The organism is Mycobacterium innocens (assembly GCF_900566055.1).
GTDB lineage: Bacteria > Actinomycetota > Actinomycetes > Mycobacteriales > Mycobacteriaceae > Mycobacterium > Mycobacterium innocens.
This window is the reverse complement of sequence record NZ_UPHQ01000160.1, coordinates 1-13,863: the sequence shown is the minus strand read 5'-3', so window position 1 is coordinate 13,863 and position 13,863 is coordinate 1. Positions and strand designations below refer to the sequence as shown.

Genomic DNA, 13,863 nt, shown 5'->3' with positions numbered 1-13,863 from the left:
ATGACCAGCGGGTCCCTACAGTTCACCGTTACGCGCGCGGCGAGTCCGGCAAGCGATGCACAGCGCGTAGCGATCCTGCAGGACCCCGGTTTCGGCAAATACCACACCGACCACATGGTCTCGATCGACTACACCGAGGGCACGGGCTGGCACAACGCGCGGGTCATCGGCTATGGCCCGATCGAACTGGACCCCTCGGCGATCGTGCTGCACTACGCGCAAGAGGTCTTCGAAGGCCTCAAGGCTTACCGCTGGACAGACGGCTCGATCGTGTCGTTTCGGGCCGAGGCCAACGCCGCGCGATTGCGTTCCTCGGCCCGGCGGCTGGCGATCCCGGAATTGCCCGACGAGCTGTTCATCGAATCGCTGTGCCAGTTGATCGCCCTCGACAACGCCTGGGTTCCGCAGGCCGGTGGCGAGGAGGCGTTGTATCTGCGGCCGTTCATCATCGCCACCGAACCCGGCTTGGGCGTGCGGCCCGCCAAGGAATACCGCTACCTGCTGATCGCCTCGCCGGCGGGTGCCTACTTCAAGGGCGGCGTCAATCCCGTCAGCGTCTGGGTGTCAACGGAATACGTCCGAGCCAGCCCCGGCGGTACCGGCGCGGCCAAGTGCGGCGGCAACTACGCCGCTTCGCTGCTGGCTCAGGCCGAAGCCGTCGACAACGGTTGCGACCAAGTGGTGTGGCTGGACGCGGTCGAGCGCCGCTATGTCGAAGAAATGGGCGGGATGAACATTTTCTTCGTGTTCGGCAGCGGCGGATCGGCCAGGCTGGTTACCCCGGAGCTGTCCGGCTCGCTGCTGCCCGGCATCACCCGGGATTCGTTGCTGCACTTGGCGACCGATGCCGGCGTGACGGTCGAGGAGCGCAAGATCGATATCGCCGAGTGGCAGAAGAAGGCCGCCGTCGGCGAGATCACCGAGGTGTTCGCTTGTGGTACCGCCGCAGTGATCACCCCGGTGTCGCGGGTGAAGTACGGCGACGTCGAGTTCACCATCGCCGACGGCCAGCCCGGTGAGCTGACCATGGCATTGCGTGACACGTTGACCGGGATTCAGCGGGGCACCTTCGCCGACACCCACGGGTGGATGTCGCGGCTGGGTTAGCTGGCCGCGGCTGCGGCGGCGACCGGCCGAACCGGCTCGGGTTGCCAGCTGGCCGAGGCCCGTCGGGTCGGCCGGCGGCGGGCGGAGCCGTCGCAATCTCCGAGAAGGACCAGCTTTGGTACGCCGGTCTGCGGTCGCGAGGATCGATCGTGCGCCCGGTCGTCCATTGGCCCGGGTGCCCGGACGGCCGCGAAAGCGGCAACCAGGGACAGCGCCAGCACAACGACGACCGGCCAGACGGTGGCGTGTTTTTGGGCGATCATGCCGAGGACACCGCCCAGCAGGGTGAACGTGATCGCGAGCAACGTCGCTCCGAAGCCGATCAGCGTCGCGCGGTGCTGCTCGGCGGCGAACTCGCTGATCCAGGAAACCGACGCGGCGGATACGGGTTGGGCGGCCAGCGTCGCCAGCAGGAAGACCGTGCCGTACGCCCACAGGTGGTACCACTGGCCGGACAGCTCCGCCGCGATGCACACCAGGGCGGCGGTCGTGCTGCACAGTGCGCTGCCCAGCAGCATGCCGCGCACTCCGAACCGACGGTAGATCTTGCGCCAGAACGCCGAACCGACGACCAGTCCGACGCTGGACAGGACCACCAGCACATGCAAACTGCCCATCTTCTTTGCGGCGCGCAGGCTGTAGAAGGTGGTTCCCAGGCAGATCGGGGCGAACAGCAGATACGTCATCGCGTACTGGCGAAACCACGGCTGGGCCTGGGCGACCGCGAAACCCTGTCGATAGATTTCCCGAAGTGGCGGGCGGGTGGTGGTGGACGCGGACCGCATGGGACCCACGAGCAGCGCAGCGACGCTGGAAGCAATCAGAGCCAGGGCACCCAGCCACAGCAGATCACGGTAGTGGGCTATTTGATCACCGCTGGCCAGCATGGGCGCTATCAGCAGCATGACGCCGGCGGCCAGCGTCGATCCCGCGGCACCTTGAGTCAGGAACAGTTCGCCGCGGCGTCTTGCGGGCAGCTTGCTGGAGACCATGTCGGTATAGGCGACAGTGGCCACCGCGATGACAACTCCGGCGGCGGCCGTGGTCAGCAGAAACACCGCCGCGGCGTAGACGCCGGTCCATGGGATTACCGCATCCCAGATCAGCAGCGCAGCCACCGTCGCCGCGGTCGCCGCCAGCAGCACGTGGCGCATCCGGCCGGCTCGCTGCAGGATCGCCGGCGACGCCGAATTTCCCATGATCAAGCCGATGCTGTACGCCGGAAACAGCATCCCGGCCGCCCAGGTGATGCCCTGATGTGCGCAGATGAAGGGCAGCACCACGGCGCTGTTGCTGAGTTGCATTCCGGTGGTGTAGAAAGTGCCCTGGGTCACCAATCGCCCGAACGGGCTGGTCCGCGCCGAAGCGGCAGCGACCGGCCTGGTCGACGGTGATAACGGCATGTCTGAAGAGGTTAGGGCTGCTAAGCGGCCGAGACAATCCTCCGATCGGCCACAATTAGGGGAAACGCTTGTCCACCGATTGGGGGACGTCGCGAAGGACTAGAGGCGGGCCAGTGCCGCCAGCAATAGCGCACTGACCGTCGTCGTCAGTTCGATCGCCGCGCCGATCACGTCACCGGTGACACCACCGAACCGGCGCACGCAGTGCGCGACCAGGACGGCACCGCACAACACCGCCACCAGTACCGCAACCGGCCCGTGCCATGGCCGTGGACCCGCCGGTAGCGAAGCCGCGACCAGCACAGCGAGCCACGCCGCGACCACGGCCGCCGGCTGGGTATCGGCGACGCGCGCACCCAGGACGCTGCCTTCGGCGGCCGGAACCGACCGGCGACAGGCCAGCACCGCGGTGATCCGGCCGGCGAAGACTGCCACGATGACACCGGCGGCGCCCAGCGCCGGGAGGGCCAGCCCCTGCAGCGTGATGACCAGGACGACGGCCGCCACCCCGAACGGCCCCGAAGACCCGTCGCGCATCACGGCAAGGGCGCGCTGCGCCGGGCCGTAGCAACCCAGGCCGTCGGCCGTATCGGCAACGCCGTCGATGTGCAGGCCGCGGGTTACCGCCAGCAACACCGTCACCGCCAGCAACCCGGACAACGGGCTGGACGGCCCGAAGACCACTGCGCCGGCCCAGGTGACAGCGGCGGCCAGGCCACCCAGCGCCGCGCCGACCACCGGTAGCGCCGTCATCGCGCCGCGTCCCATCGGAGCGGCCCGGGAACTCGGCATCCGCATCACCGTGCCGAAGGCGAAAGCTGTTGCCAGAGAACGGATCACGGCCAGGCCGGGCCGATACCGGAGGTGCGGGGACCGGACACGCCGGCCTCGGTGAAGGTGGCCATCGACGACAGCGCGGCCACCGCGGCGCGCAGCACCGACAGCGCAAGCGTGGCGCCGGTACCCTCGCCCAACCGCATCCGCAGGTCCAGGATCGGATCCAGCTGCAGCGCCGTCAGGGCCAGCTGGTGACCCGGTTCGGTGGACCGGTGACCGGCCTGCCACCACTGCCGGGCGCCGGGCGCCAGGCGTTCGGCGACCAGAGCTGCGGACGTCACCGCCATGCCGTCGAGCAACAGCGGGGTCCGCCGGACCGCGGCCTGCGCGCAAAATCCCGCCATCGCCGCCAGATCGGCGCCACCGCAGCAGCGCAGCAGCCCCACCGGGTCGGGCAGCACCGGCCGCGCCCGGAACAGCGCATCGCGCACCGCGGCCGTCTTGCGGGCCCAGCCGGCGTCGTCGATCCCGGTCCCGAACCCGACCACCGCGACCGGTTCGGTGTCGGTCAGCGCCGCCACCAGGACTGCCGCTGCGGTGGTGTTCCCAATTCCCATGTCGCCGGCGATGAGCAGATCTGCGCCGGCGTCGACCTCCTCGTCGGCGATCTGCTGGCCGGAGGCGATGGCGCGGGCCGTCTCGTCGGCGGTCAATGCGTCTTCGGTGCTGATATCGCCGCTGCCGCGGCGCACCCTGTAGGCGCCGATCCGCTCCGACACCGCATCAGAATCCACCGCCAGGTCCGCCACCCGCACCGTCGCACCGGCTACGTCGGCCAACGCGTTGATCGCCGCCCCGCCGGCGTCGATATTGGCGACCATCTGGTCGGTGACTTCCGGCGGGTACGCCGACACCCCCGACCGGGCGACGCCGTGGTCACCGGCGAAAACGACCACCCGGGCGCGCTGGAACTGTCGCGGCGGACAGTGGCCCTGGCAGGCGGCCACCCACACCGACAGGTCCTCGAGGCGGCCCAGCGCTCCCCGCGGTTTGGTCAGGACGTCCTGTCGGGCCCGTGCGGCGGCTTCGGCATCCGGGTCGGGCGGCGATATCGGCGCGAATCCGATCATGTGCGTGACGGCTTGATCGGGACGGCCTGCCCGGCCACCACCAGCACCTGATCGCAGACCGCTGCCATTCGCTGGTTGAGGCTGCCCAGCTCGTCGGCGAAGCGGCGCGCGGATGCGGTTGCCGGCACGACGCTCAGCCCGACTTCGGGGCTGACGAGCACCAGCGTCGACTCGAAGGCGCTGACCGCGTCGAGCAGGCCTTGGACGGGAGCGGCCACGGATCCGTTGTCCCAGGCCCGATGACGGTCCAGGGTGCCGGTCAGCCAGGCGCCGAGGTCGTCGACGAGTGTCGCAGCGTCCGGTGACCGCCGCAACTGGGTGATGGTGTCGTCAGTTTCGACGGTCGACCAGTGGCCAGTCCGGCGTTCGCGATGCTTGGCGACCCGTTGCGCCCAGTCCTGCGCCCAGGCTGGGTCGGACTCGGTGACCGGCGCGGGCGCCAGGTAGCGGACCGGGTGGCCGGGTGTCAGTGAATCCGCGATGGTGTGCTCCGCCCAGCGGGATTTGCCCGACCTGATCCCGCCGAGAACCAGTGTGCGCATGCGTGGTCAGCCAGCGTTCCGGCGCTAACCGATACTGGCTCCGCGCTCCACCTGGGGGCGCGGTGCCCGCATCCGGCGCATCTGCGACGCCCGGCCGGCAGCGTAAAGGCCGAGTTTCCAACGGCTTTCGGTGTTGTTCGGGAACTTCGCGTCGACCCGCCTGCTCACCTTGCGACCCAACATGATTCCGTCGAGGGTCATCAGGGCCATCAGCACCAGCATCGCGGGCGACATGTAGAGCTGCAGCTGCGGGACGGCGAACATCACGAACAGCAAAGCCAGCGCCGACGGCATGAACAGGCCCAGCAGACTAAAGCGCCGGGCATCGACCACATCGCGGACATAACGGCGTATCGGGCCCTGGTCGCGCGGGAGCAGATAGGCCTCCTCGCCGGCCATCATCCGGTCGCGGCGTTCGCTCATTCGGGCCCGGCGGGCAGTGCGTTCGGCCCGGCGTTCGGCGCGGCTCAGTTTCGGGCCGGACAGCGACTTGCGCCGGGCCCGCGCCTCGGCGGCCGTCATCGGCGCCGGGACGACGGGGCCTTTCTTTGCGCTGCGCCTTGCCTCGCTGCGCTTGGGCGTCGGCCGGCCCTTGGGTCCGGTTGCTCGCGACCCGCGAGAAGTTGCGGGCTCGGCCAGGGAACGGGTCTGCGCCCCCTGGCCGTCCTCAGCCTTCGCCGAAACCTCGGCACCTTCTTCGTGGCCCTTCTTGCGGCCCAGCAGCTTCACAGTCGACAGGTTACTGTGCGGGCGGCCGGCGCCGGGGAATTGTGCTGCTGTTACCCAGCGCCAGCATCCGTGTTAGTCCTACTCTTGCTTGTAATGGACGGCTCGTCTGCTTCGGATGCTGCTGCCGATGCCCTCGGGCCCGGCCGGATCCAGCTGCCCGCGATGCGGGTACTGGTGGCCCCGGACTGCTACGGCGACAGCCTGTCCGCGGTGGATGCCGCCGCGGTGATCGCCACCGGCTGGACCCGCTCCCGGCCGAACGACACCTTCATCGTGGCTCCGCAGTCCGACGGCGGGCCCGGTTTTATCGAGGTGCTGCAAAGCCGCTTCGGGGAGTCCCGGCTGCTGCGGGTGTCGGGGCCGCTGGACACCGACGTGGACGCCGCATGGATGTTCGATCAGGCCTCGGCAACCGCCTACCTAGAGTGTGCGCAGGCCTGCGGCCTGTCCCTGCTCAGTGGTCCGCCAACGACCGAGACCGCGTTGACCGCACACAGCAGGGGAGTGGGCCAGCTCATCGCGGCGGCACTCGCGGCCGGGGCGCGGCGCATCGTGGTCGGGCTGGGCGGCAGCGCGTGCACGGACGGCGGGTACGGCATGATCACCGAACTCGGCGGCCTGGACGCCGCCCGCCGACGGCTCGCCGGAGTCGAGCTGATCGCCGCCTCCGACGTGGAATACCCGCTGGTGGGACCATGGGGCGCGGCCAGGGTGTTCGCGCCGCAGAAGGGCGCGGACGCGGCCACCGTCGCCGCACTGGAGGCCCGTCTCGAGGCATGGGCGGTGGAACTGGACGCGGCCGCCGGTCGGGCAGTGAGCGCCGAGCCCGGTGCGGGTGCCGCCGGCGGCATCGGCGCGGGTCTGCTCGCGCTCGGTGGCCGATGCGAGTCCGGTGCCGCGATCATCGCCGAACACACCCACTTGGCCGACGACCTCGCCGAAGCACAGCTGATCATCACGGGTGAGGGCAAGTTCGACGAGCAGTCGCTGCACGGCAAGGTCGTCGGCGAGATCGCGGCCGCGGCCCGCCCGCTGGGCATTCCGGTGATAGTGCTGGCCGGGCAAGTGGTCCTGGATAAATCGACGATCCGATCGTCGGGCATCATGTCGGCCTTGTCCATCGCCGACTATGCGGGTTCGGTGCGGTTGGCACTGGCTGATGCGGCCAATCAGCTGATGGGTTTGGCGTCGGAAGTCGCCGCGCGACTCGGGAATCCCCGGCCTGCGAGGTACCGTTAGTAGCAGTGGGTTTCCCGACACGGGGCCGGGCTGACACGACAGCCGGAGAGCCCACCTAACGATGAGGCATGTAGGAGAAGCAATGACGGTGCAGAACGAGCCGACCGCCAAGACCCATGGCGTGATCCTGACCGAGGTCGCTGCCGCCAAGGCGAAGTCCCTGCTCGATCAGGAGGGGCGTGACGACCTGTCGCTGCGGATTGCGGTGCAGCCGGGAGGGTGCGCCGGCCTGCGCTACAACCTGTTCTTCGACGACCGGACGCTGGACGGCGACCTGACGGCGGAGTTCGGCGGCGTGACGTTGACGGTCGACCGGATGAGCGCGCCGTATGTGGAAGGCGCGTCGATCGATTTCGTGGACACCATCGAGAAGCAGGGCTTCACCATCGACAACCCCAACGCGACGGGGTCCTGCGCGTGTGGGGATTCTTTCAACTGACCCGACCGAAGTTAGGTCTACCGGGCCGGGATCATCCCGGCCCGGTCAATATTGCCCGGCCGTGCGCAGCACGTAGGAGCAGACCAGTATCTGCCCGCGCTGGAAGAGTAGCTGCGCGATGCCCTGGACCTGCCCCTTCGGCGGGCCGCCGGTGGCAGGCGTCACCTGCATGGTGAACAGCACCTGGGCCTGGTATTGCGACCAGTACACGACTTTGTCGATCGACGTGACATCGGCCTGGGAGAACTGCTTACGGAAGGCGTCGCTGCTCAACTTGGCCAGGGCCTGATCCGACCGCCGGTCCTTCACCCCGTCGTAGATCCCGCACAGCGCGTTGCGCACGATGACGTCGACATCGCGATGCTGGAGTGCGTTGAGGTAGCCCTGAATCGCCGTTTTGGCCGATGCTTCCGTGAAGGTGCCGCCGGTGTTGGCCCCGTTGGTGCGAACCCCGTACACGATTGCCGCAGTCAACGCACCGACCAAGGCGAGGGCCAGCAGGGTGCCGATCAGCAGCCGCTTCGGCCGTCGCCTCGGATAGGAGCCCGGCATGCCGGGATAGCCCGCCGCCGGGGCGGGGGGAAAGGCGGGTTGTCGGTCGGCGGCTTCATGAGGGTATTCAAGAGGCTCATCGGGCCCGGTCGGCGGGTACGGTCGGACCTCTCGGGCTCCTTCGGTGCCGACGGCAGGGTTCGGCGGGTGCTGACCGGCCATCGTGGTTCTCCTACGGTGGTTGACGGAACGACATGTGGGCTTGTCGCCCGGCAGCGGATTCCGGCAATGAGGTGAGTTCCCTAGGGCAGGCTAGCGCAACACCTGCCGTCGGCTGTCGACGCGACGGGGCGGGCCGCGGCGCCGATAATTGTGAGAGGCTAGACGACCTTACGGACCAAGGACGGAGATTTTGTGACGATTGCGGTAACCGGTTCGATTGCAACCGACCATCTGATGCGGTTTCCCGGCCGATTTTCCGAGCAACTGCTGCCCGAACACTTACACAAGGTGTCGCTCAGCTTCTTAGTCGACGACCTGGTGGTGCACCGCGGCGGCGTGGCCGGGAATATGGCCTTTGCCATCGGCGTGCTGGGCGGTGACGTGGCGCTGGTCGGCGCGGCCGGCGCCGACTTCTCCGATTACCGCGACTGGCTCAAAGCCCACGGTGTCAACTGTGATCACGTCCTGATCTCCGACACCGCGCACACGGCGCGGTTCACCTGTACCACCGACGTGGACATGGCCCAGATCGCATCGTTCTATCCGGGGGCCATGTCAGAGGCCCGCACCATCAAGCTCGCCGACGTGGTGTCGGCGATCGGTACTCCGGAGCTGGTCATCATCGGCGCCAACGACCCCGAGGCGATGTTCTTACACACCGAGGAATGCCGCAAGCTGGGGCTGGCCTTTGCCGCTGATCCCTCCCAGCAGCTGGCTCGGCTGTCCGGCGAGGAAATTCGTCAGCTCATCGGCGGTGCCAGCTACTTGTTCACCAACGACTACGAATGGGACCTGCTGCTGTCGAAGACCGGCTGGACGGAGGCCGAGGTGATGGCCCAGATCGACCTGCGGGTGACCACTTTGGGCCCCAAGGGGGTGGATGTGGTGGACCCGGACGGCACCACCATCCACGTCGGCGTGGTCCCCGAAACCAGCCAGACCGACCCCACCGGGGTCGGCGACGCGTTCCGAGCCGGTTTCCTGACCGGGCGCAGCGCCGGGTTGGGCTTGGAGCGGTCCGCGCAGCTGGGTTCGCTGGTCGCGGTGTTGGTGCTGGAATCGACCGGCACCCAAGAGTGGCAGTGGGATCACCAGGCAGCGGCGTCCCGGCTGGCCGGTGCATACGGCGACGAGGCGGCCGCCGAGATCACGGCGGTGCTGGCTTAGCCCCGCGAGCAGACGCAGAGTCGCACACGGAAGGTCTTCCGCGTGCGACTCTGCGTCTGCTGGCCGTCATAACTGGACCGGATACTGCGGCTCTCCGATCTGCGGCACCACGCTGTGCTCGACAAAGATCGCATGCCACAGCATGAAGATCAGCACGGTCCACAGCCGGCGGCTGTGATCGCTGGCGCCGGTCCGGTGCTCATCGAGCATCCGGCTGACGGCGCCCAGGTCGATGAGATGTCCGGCCCCCGACGAGGACACCATCTGATATGCCCACTCCAGCAGCTCGCCGGCGCGTAACCAGTGCCGGATCGGCACCGGGAAGCCCAGCTTGGGCCGGTGCAGCACGTGCGCCGGAACAATGGGCTCCAGCGCGCGCCGCAGCGCGTATTTGGTGGTGGTGCGGGTGATCTTGGCCTGCAGCGGTAGCCGCGAGGCCACCGCGAACACCTCGGGGTCCAGGAACGGCACCCGCAGCTCGAGCGAATTGGCCATCGTCATCTTGTCGGCCTTGACCAGGATGTCGCCGCGCAGCCAGGTGAACAGGTCGATGTGCTGCATCCGGGCCACCGGATCCCAACCGGCCGACTGCGCGTACACCGGCGCCGTGACGTCGGTATGGGTCCAGTCCTCGCAGAAGCCGGGCAGCACGTCGCGCAGCTGCGCGTCGGAAAAGCTGCGGGCATTGCCGTAGTAGCGCTCCTCGAGTGTCAGCGAGCCGCGGTGCAGCAGGCTCTTACCGCGCATGCCCTCCGGCAGCGGCTTGGAGGCTTTCCCCATCGACCGTCGCAGCCGCCGCGGCAGGTAGTCGAATGGTTTCAGCGACAGCGGTTCGCGGTAGATCGTGTAGCCGCCGAACAGTTCGTCGGCGCCTTCCCCAGACAACACGACTTTGACGTACTTACGGGCCTCCCGGGCGACGAAGAACAGCGGCACCAGCGCCGGATCGGCTACCGGTTCGTCGAGATACCAGACGATTTCGGGCAGGGCGGCCACAAACTCCTCGGCGCTGACCACCTTGGCGACGTGGCGCGCGCCGATCGCCTCGGCCGAGGCCACCGCGACGTCGAGCTCGGAGAATCCCTCTCGTTCGAAACCGGTGGTGAAGGTGATCAGCCGCGGATTGTGCCGGATGGCCAGGGCGGCGATGGCTGTGGAGTCGATGCCCCCGGACAGAAACGAGCCGACGGTCACGTCGGCCCGCATGTGCTTGGCCACCGAGTCCTCCAGCACCGCGGTGATCTCGTCGTAGCGCGCCTGCTCGGTGTCGGGCGTGATCGGGGTGGCGGCAAAACGCGGCATGAAGTAACGGGTGATCTCCGGCTCTCGCCCGGGCCGAATCCAGGCGTAACACCCTGATTCGAGCCGGCGGACCCCGCGGTGCAGTGTCTCGGGCTCCGGCACGTACTGCAGCACGATGTAGTGCTGCAGCGCCCGGGGGTCGATTCGGGTGTCGAATCCCAGCAAGTCGACGAGGTCGAGCAGGCATTTCTTCTCGCTGGCTACCGCGGTGCCGCCGGCGCCGGTCGCCAGGAACAGCGGCTTGATGCCGAACGGGTCGCGGGCGCAGAACAATTCACGGGTGACGGTGTCCCACAGCGCGAAGGCGAACATGCCGCGTAGCCGCTTGAGCACGCCGGTGCCCCAGTGGTGGTAGCCGGCGACGATCGTCTCGCCGTCGCCGTCGGTCGCGAACACAGCGTCGTGCCGGGTGCGGAGTTCGTCGCGCAGCTCCAGGTAGTTGTAGATCTCGCCGTTGAAGACCAGCACGTACCGCTCCGGCGCCTCCGGCGGCCCCCACCGCAGCGGCTGATGGGAATGGGCGATGTCGATAATGGACAGCCGGTTGAACCCGAAGATCACCGATCCGTCGGCGTCCGGGTCAACCCAGGTGCCCGGCTCGTCGGGGCCACGGTGGCGCATCAGGTGCGACGCGCGGGCGATCGCGCTGTCGGCCTCCGTGGCGCTGCGGGCAGCAGCGTCGGACCCCTGGGTCTCGGCAGCGCCGGCCGGAGCCGCGACGAAGGCCAGCAGTCCGCACACGGCGCCCCAGTATGCCGCACGAGGCGCTGCTGTCCGGGCGCGGCCGGCGGGTAATGGTGATCGAGACCGGATCTCGCGCTCGTCGGTTCACGATGTGGCGTTCCCAAAGGTGCCGTATCGCGCCGGCTGGTCGCCACCGCGGGCGGGCTCGCGCACCGTCTCACGCAATCCGGCGGTGCCCCACCGCGGGCCAGGGTAGCGGCACCGTCGGTCGTTTTGGCACGCATCGTCGCCTGCGCGGGCGGCGTGGTCTACGCTGCGTAGTATTCGAATCCGAGTTAGCCGACGATTCCCGCCGGAAGCGGCGCCTAGCCCGAGTCGGCCCAGCTTGTGCTACAGGAGGCGCAACGTGACACTTCGCGAGCCAGGTCGTTCGCATTGCTTGTCGCAGGGCAATTCTGAGATCCGTTCCCGCGGTCGGCGGCGCGGAGCGCGCGGGCTCACCCCACGTCTGCGGCTGGCGGCACTGACGGGGGCCCTCGGCGCGCTGGCGATCACCCTGAGCGGTTGCAGCTGGTCGGAAGCGCTGGGTCTCGGCTGGCCCGAGGGCGTCACCCCGGAAGCCCACGTCAACCGGGAGTTGTGGGTCGGTGCGGTGATCGCCTCCTTGGTGGTCGGGGTCATCGTGTGGGGTCTGATCTTCTGGACGGCAGTCTTTCACCGAAAGAAGCGAAGCGACGCCGACTTTCCTCGACAGTTCGGCTACAACATGCCCCTTGAGCTGGTGCTGACCGTCACGCCGTTCCTCATCATTTCGGTGCTGTTCTACTTCACCGTCGTCGTGCAGGAGAAGATGCTGCACACCACCAAAGACCCGGAGGTCGTGATCGACGTCACGGCTTTCCAATGGAACTGGAAGTTCGGCTACCAGCGGGTCGACTTCCATGACCACACCTTGACCTACGATGGCGCCGACGAGGCCCGCAAGCACGCCGTTGAATCCAAGCCGGAAGGCAAGGACGCCCACGGTGAAGAGCTCGTCGGGCCGGTTGCCGGGCGTAACACCGAGGACCGCAGCTATCTCAACTTCGACAAGATCGAGACGCTGGGCACCACGATCGAAATTCCAGTCCTGGTCTTGCCGGCCGGCAAGCGCATCGAATTCCAGCTGAACTCGGCCGACGTGGTCCATTCCTTCTGGGTGCCCGAGTTTTTATTCAAGCGTGACGTGATGCCCAATCCGGCGGCGAATAATTCGGTCAACATTTTCCAGATCGAGCAGATCACCAAAACCGGAGCGTTCGTCGGCCATTGCGCGGAAATGTGCGGCACCTACCACGCCATGATGAACTTCGAAGTTCGCGTGGTGGCCCCCAACGACTTCAAGGCCTACTTACAGCAACGTATCGACGGCAAGACCAACGCCGAAGCCCTGCAGGCGATCAACCAGCCGCCCCTCGCCGTGACAACCCATCCGTTCGACGCCCGCCGCGGTCAATTGGCCCCGAGCCAAGGTTAGGACACTGCAGAATGCATATCGAAGCCAGGCTTTTCGAGTTCGTCGCCGCGTTCTTCGTGTTGTGTGCGGTGCTCTACGGTGTGCTGACTTCGATGTTCGCCACCGGTGGGGTCGAGTGGGCCGGCACAACCGCGCTGGCGCTGACAGGCGGCATGGCGCTGATCGTGGCCACGTTCTTCCGATTTGTGGCCCGTCGGCTGGATACCCGGCCCGAGGACTACGAGGGTGCCGAAATTAGCGACGGCGCGGGGGAATTGGGGTTCTTCAGCCCGCACAGCTGGTGGCCGATCCTGGTTGCGTTGTCCGGCTCGGTGGTGGCGACGGGCGTCGCGCTATGGCTGCCGTGGCTCATCGTTGCCGGCGCGGTATTCGTCCTGGCCTCGGCGGCCGGACTGGTCTTCGAGTACTACGTCGGACCCGAGAAGCACTGATCAGAGCCGGAAAGGTCACAATCAGGGCATCAGTTGATCGGTGGCCAGTTAGCCGCGACTTCTGTGCCCTGCCCGGTTGGGTAGGGTTTGCGATACACAGTGAGAATCCACCGAGCGCACGCGCGCAAATGCAGCCGCGGAGCCCAGCGCTCTGGTGAGGCAGTTTGGACGGGGTAGGCAAACATGAGCGGGCCGAATCCGCCGGGACGGGAAAATGAGGAACCCGATTCCGCCGGCGATTCCAGCGCCGAACTGGAAGCCTTGGGCGACACCGGTGACGAGCTGGCAGCCGGTGCCGAGGGCGGAGCGCTGAAACCGCTTGATGATAGTGGCCACTTCGACGCGGCATATCCCACGGGGGAGACCGAAGCATACTCGCGTGCGTACTCGGCGCCAGAGTCCGAGCAATTCATCAGCGGGCCGTATCTGCCGGCCGATCTCAGTCTTTACGACTACGACAACTACGACGACGCATCGGACGCCGACGACGAACATGGCGCTCCGCGCTGGCCATGGGTGGTCGGGGTTGCCGCCATATTGGCCGCCATCGCCCTGGTGGTTTCGGTGTCGCTGCTCGTCACCCGCACCGGATCCCAAAGACTGGCCAACCCGGCAACTACCTCCTCGTCGGCGCCGGCGATACAGGACGAGATAACGACGACCAAGCCACCGCCGCCACCACC

At 67.6% G+C, this 13,863-nt stretch carries 13 protein-coding genes and 1 pseudogene; 7 read left to right on the top strand and 7 right to left on the bottom strand.

The window, feature by feature from the left end; genetic code table 11:
- Complete coding sequence (locus EET03_RS15835) at positions 1–1,107, top strand: branched-chain amino acid aminotransferase (protein ID WP_075544378.1); 1,107 nt, start codon at positions 1–3, stop codon at positions 1,105–1,107.
- Here EET03_RS15835 and EET03_RS15830 read toward each other — a convergent pair.
- The 5 genes from EET03_RS15830 to EET03_RS15810 all read right to left on the bottom strand — a co-directional run bounded on the left by EET03_RS15830 (position 1,104) and on the right by EET03_RS15810 (position 5,598).
- Positions 1,104–2,510: a hypothetical protein gene (locus EET03_RS15830; RefSeq protein WP_075544377.1), complete on the bottom strand. Its 1,407-nt coding sequence runs from the start codon at positions 2,508–2,510 to the stop codon at positions 1,104–1,106. The two genes, EET03_RS15835 and EET03_RS15830, sit on opposite strands and share 4 nt — an antisense overlap.
- A 99-nt stretch (positions 2,511–2,609) precedes the next feature.
- On the bottom strand, positions 2,610–3,350 hold the full coding sequence (locus tag EET03_RS15825) for an adenosylcobinamide-GDP ribazoletransferase (protein WP_075544376.1): 741 nt from the start codon (positions 3,348–3,350) through the stop codon (positions 2,610–2,612).
- Positions 3,347–4,417 carry a nicotinate-nucleotide--dimethylbenzimidazole phosphoribosyltransferase gene (gene cobT, locus EET03_RS15820; protein ID WP_075544375.1) on the bottom strand — a complete coding sequence of 357 codons (1,071 nt, stop codon included), beginning with the start codon at positions 4,415–4,417 and terminating at the stop codon, positions 3,347–3,349. The genes EET03_RS15825 and cobT overlap by 4 nt, the downstream gene beginning before the upstream one ends.
- Positions 4,414–4,959 carry a bifunctional adenosylcobinamide kinase/adenosylcobinamide-phosphate guanylyltransferase gene (locus EET03_RS15815; RefSeq protein WP_075544374.1) on the bottom strand — a complete coding sequence of 182 codons (546 nt, stop codon included), beginning with the start codon at positions 4,957–4,959 and terminating at the stop codon, positions 4,414–4,416. Before EET03_RS15815 ends, cobT begins: the two co-directional genes overlap by 4 nt.
- A 24-nt stretch (positions 4,960–4,983) precedes the next feature.
- Positions 4,984–5,598 (bottom strand): DUF3043 domain-containing protein, encoded by a 615-nt coding sequence (locus EET03_RS15810; RefSeq protein WP_244232387.1) that lies wholly within the window; start codon positions 5,596–5,598, stop codon positions 4,984–4,986.
- 252 nt (positions 5,599–5,850) lie between these two features.
- On the opposite strand from EET03_RS15810, the gene EET03_RS15805 reads away from it, so the two are divergent.
- Positions 5,851–6,927, top strand: coding sequence for a glycerate kinase family protein (locus EET03_RS15805; protein WP_099194206.1), 1,077 nt, complete (start codon positions 5,851–5,853; stop codon positions 6,925–6,927).
- An 82-nt stretch (positions 6,928–7,009) separates the two neighbouring features.
- A complete protein-coding gene (locus EET03_RS15800; RefSeq protein WP_075544371.1) occupies positions 7,010–7,366 on the top strand; it encodes a HesB/IscA family protein in 357 nt (118 codons plus the stop codon).
- Between the two features lie 45 nt (positions 7,367–7,411).
- Here EET03_RS15800 and EET03_RS15795 read toward each other — a convergent pair whose 3' ends face one another.
- On the bottom strand, positions 7,412–8,080 hold the full coding sequence (locus tag EET03_RS15795) for an Rv0361 family membrane protein (RefSeq protein WP_075544370.1): 669 nt from the start codon (positions 8,078–8,080) through the stop codon (positions 7,412–7,414).
- Between the two features lie 192 nt (positions 8,081–8,272).
- Between EET03_RS15795 and EET03_RS15790 the strand changes: the two genes are divergently transcribed.
- Positions 8,273–9,247, top strand: a complete 975-nt coding sequence (locus EET03_RS15790; protein ID WP_075544369.1) for a carbohydrate kinase family protein — start codon at positions 8,273–8,275, stop codon at positions 9,245–9,247.
- A 66-nt stretch (positions 9,248–9,313) separates the two neighbouring features.
- On the opposite strand, the gene asnB is transcribed toward EET03_RS15790, so the two are convergent.
- Positions 9,314–11,290: an asparagine synthase (glutamine-hydrolyzing) gene (asnB, locus tag EET03_RS15785; protein WP_099193582.1), complete on the bottom strand. Its 1,977-nt coding sequence runs from the start codon at positions 11,288–11,290 to the stop codon at positions 9,314–9,316.
- A 349-nt stretch (positions 11,291–11,639) separates the two neighbouring features.
- Here asnB and ctaC point away from each other — a divergent pair, with 349 nt between their 5' ends.
- The 3 genes and pseudogenes from ctaC to EET03_RS15770 all read left to right on the top strand — a co-directional run.
- Complete coding sequence (ctaC, locus tag EET03_RS15780) at positions 11,640–12,749, top strand: aa3-type cytochrome oxidase subunit II (RefSeq protein WP_075544367.1); 1,110 nt, start codon at positions 11,640–11,642, stop codon at positions 12,747–12,749.
- An 11-nt stretch (positions 12,750–12,760) separates the two neighbouring features.
- Positions 12,761–13,180, top strand: a complete 420-nt coding sequence (locus EET03_RS15775; protein ID WP_063470196.1) for a cytochrome c oxidase subunit 4 — start codon at positions 12,761–12,763, stop codon at positions 13,178–13,180.
- Between the two features lie 183 nt (positions 13,181–13,363).
- Positions 13,364–13,863 (top strand): annotated as a pseudogene (locus EET03_RS15770) (MmpS family transport accessory protein); the annotation flags it as partial.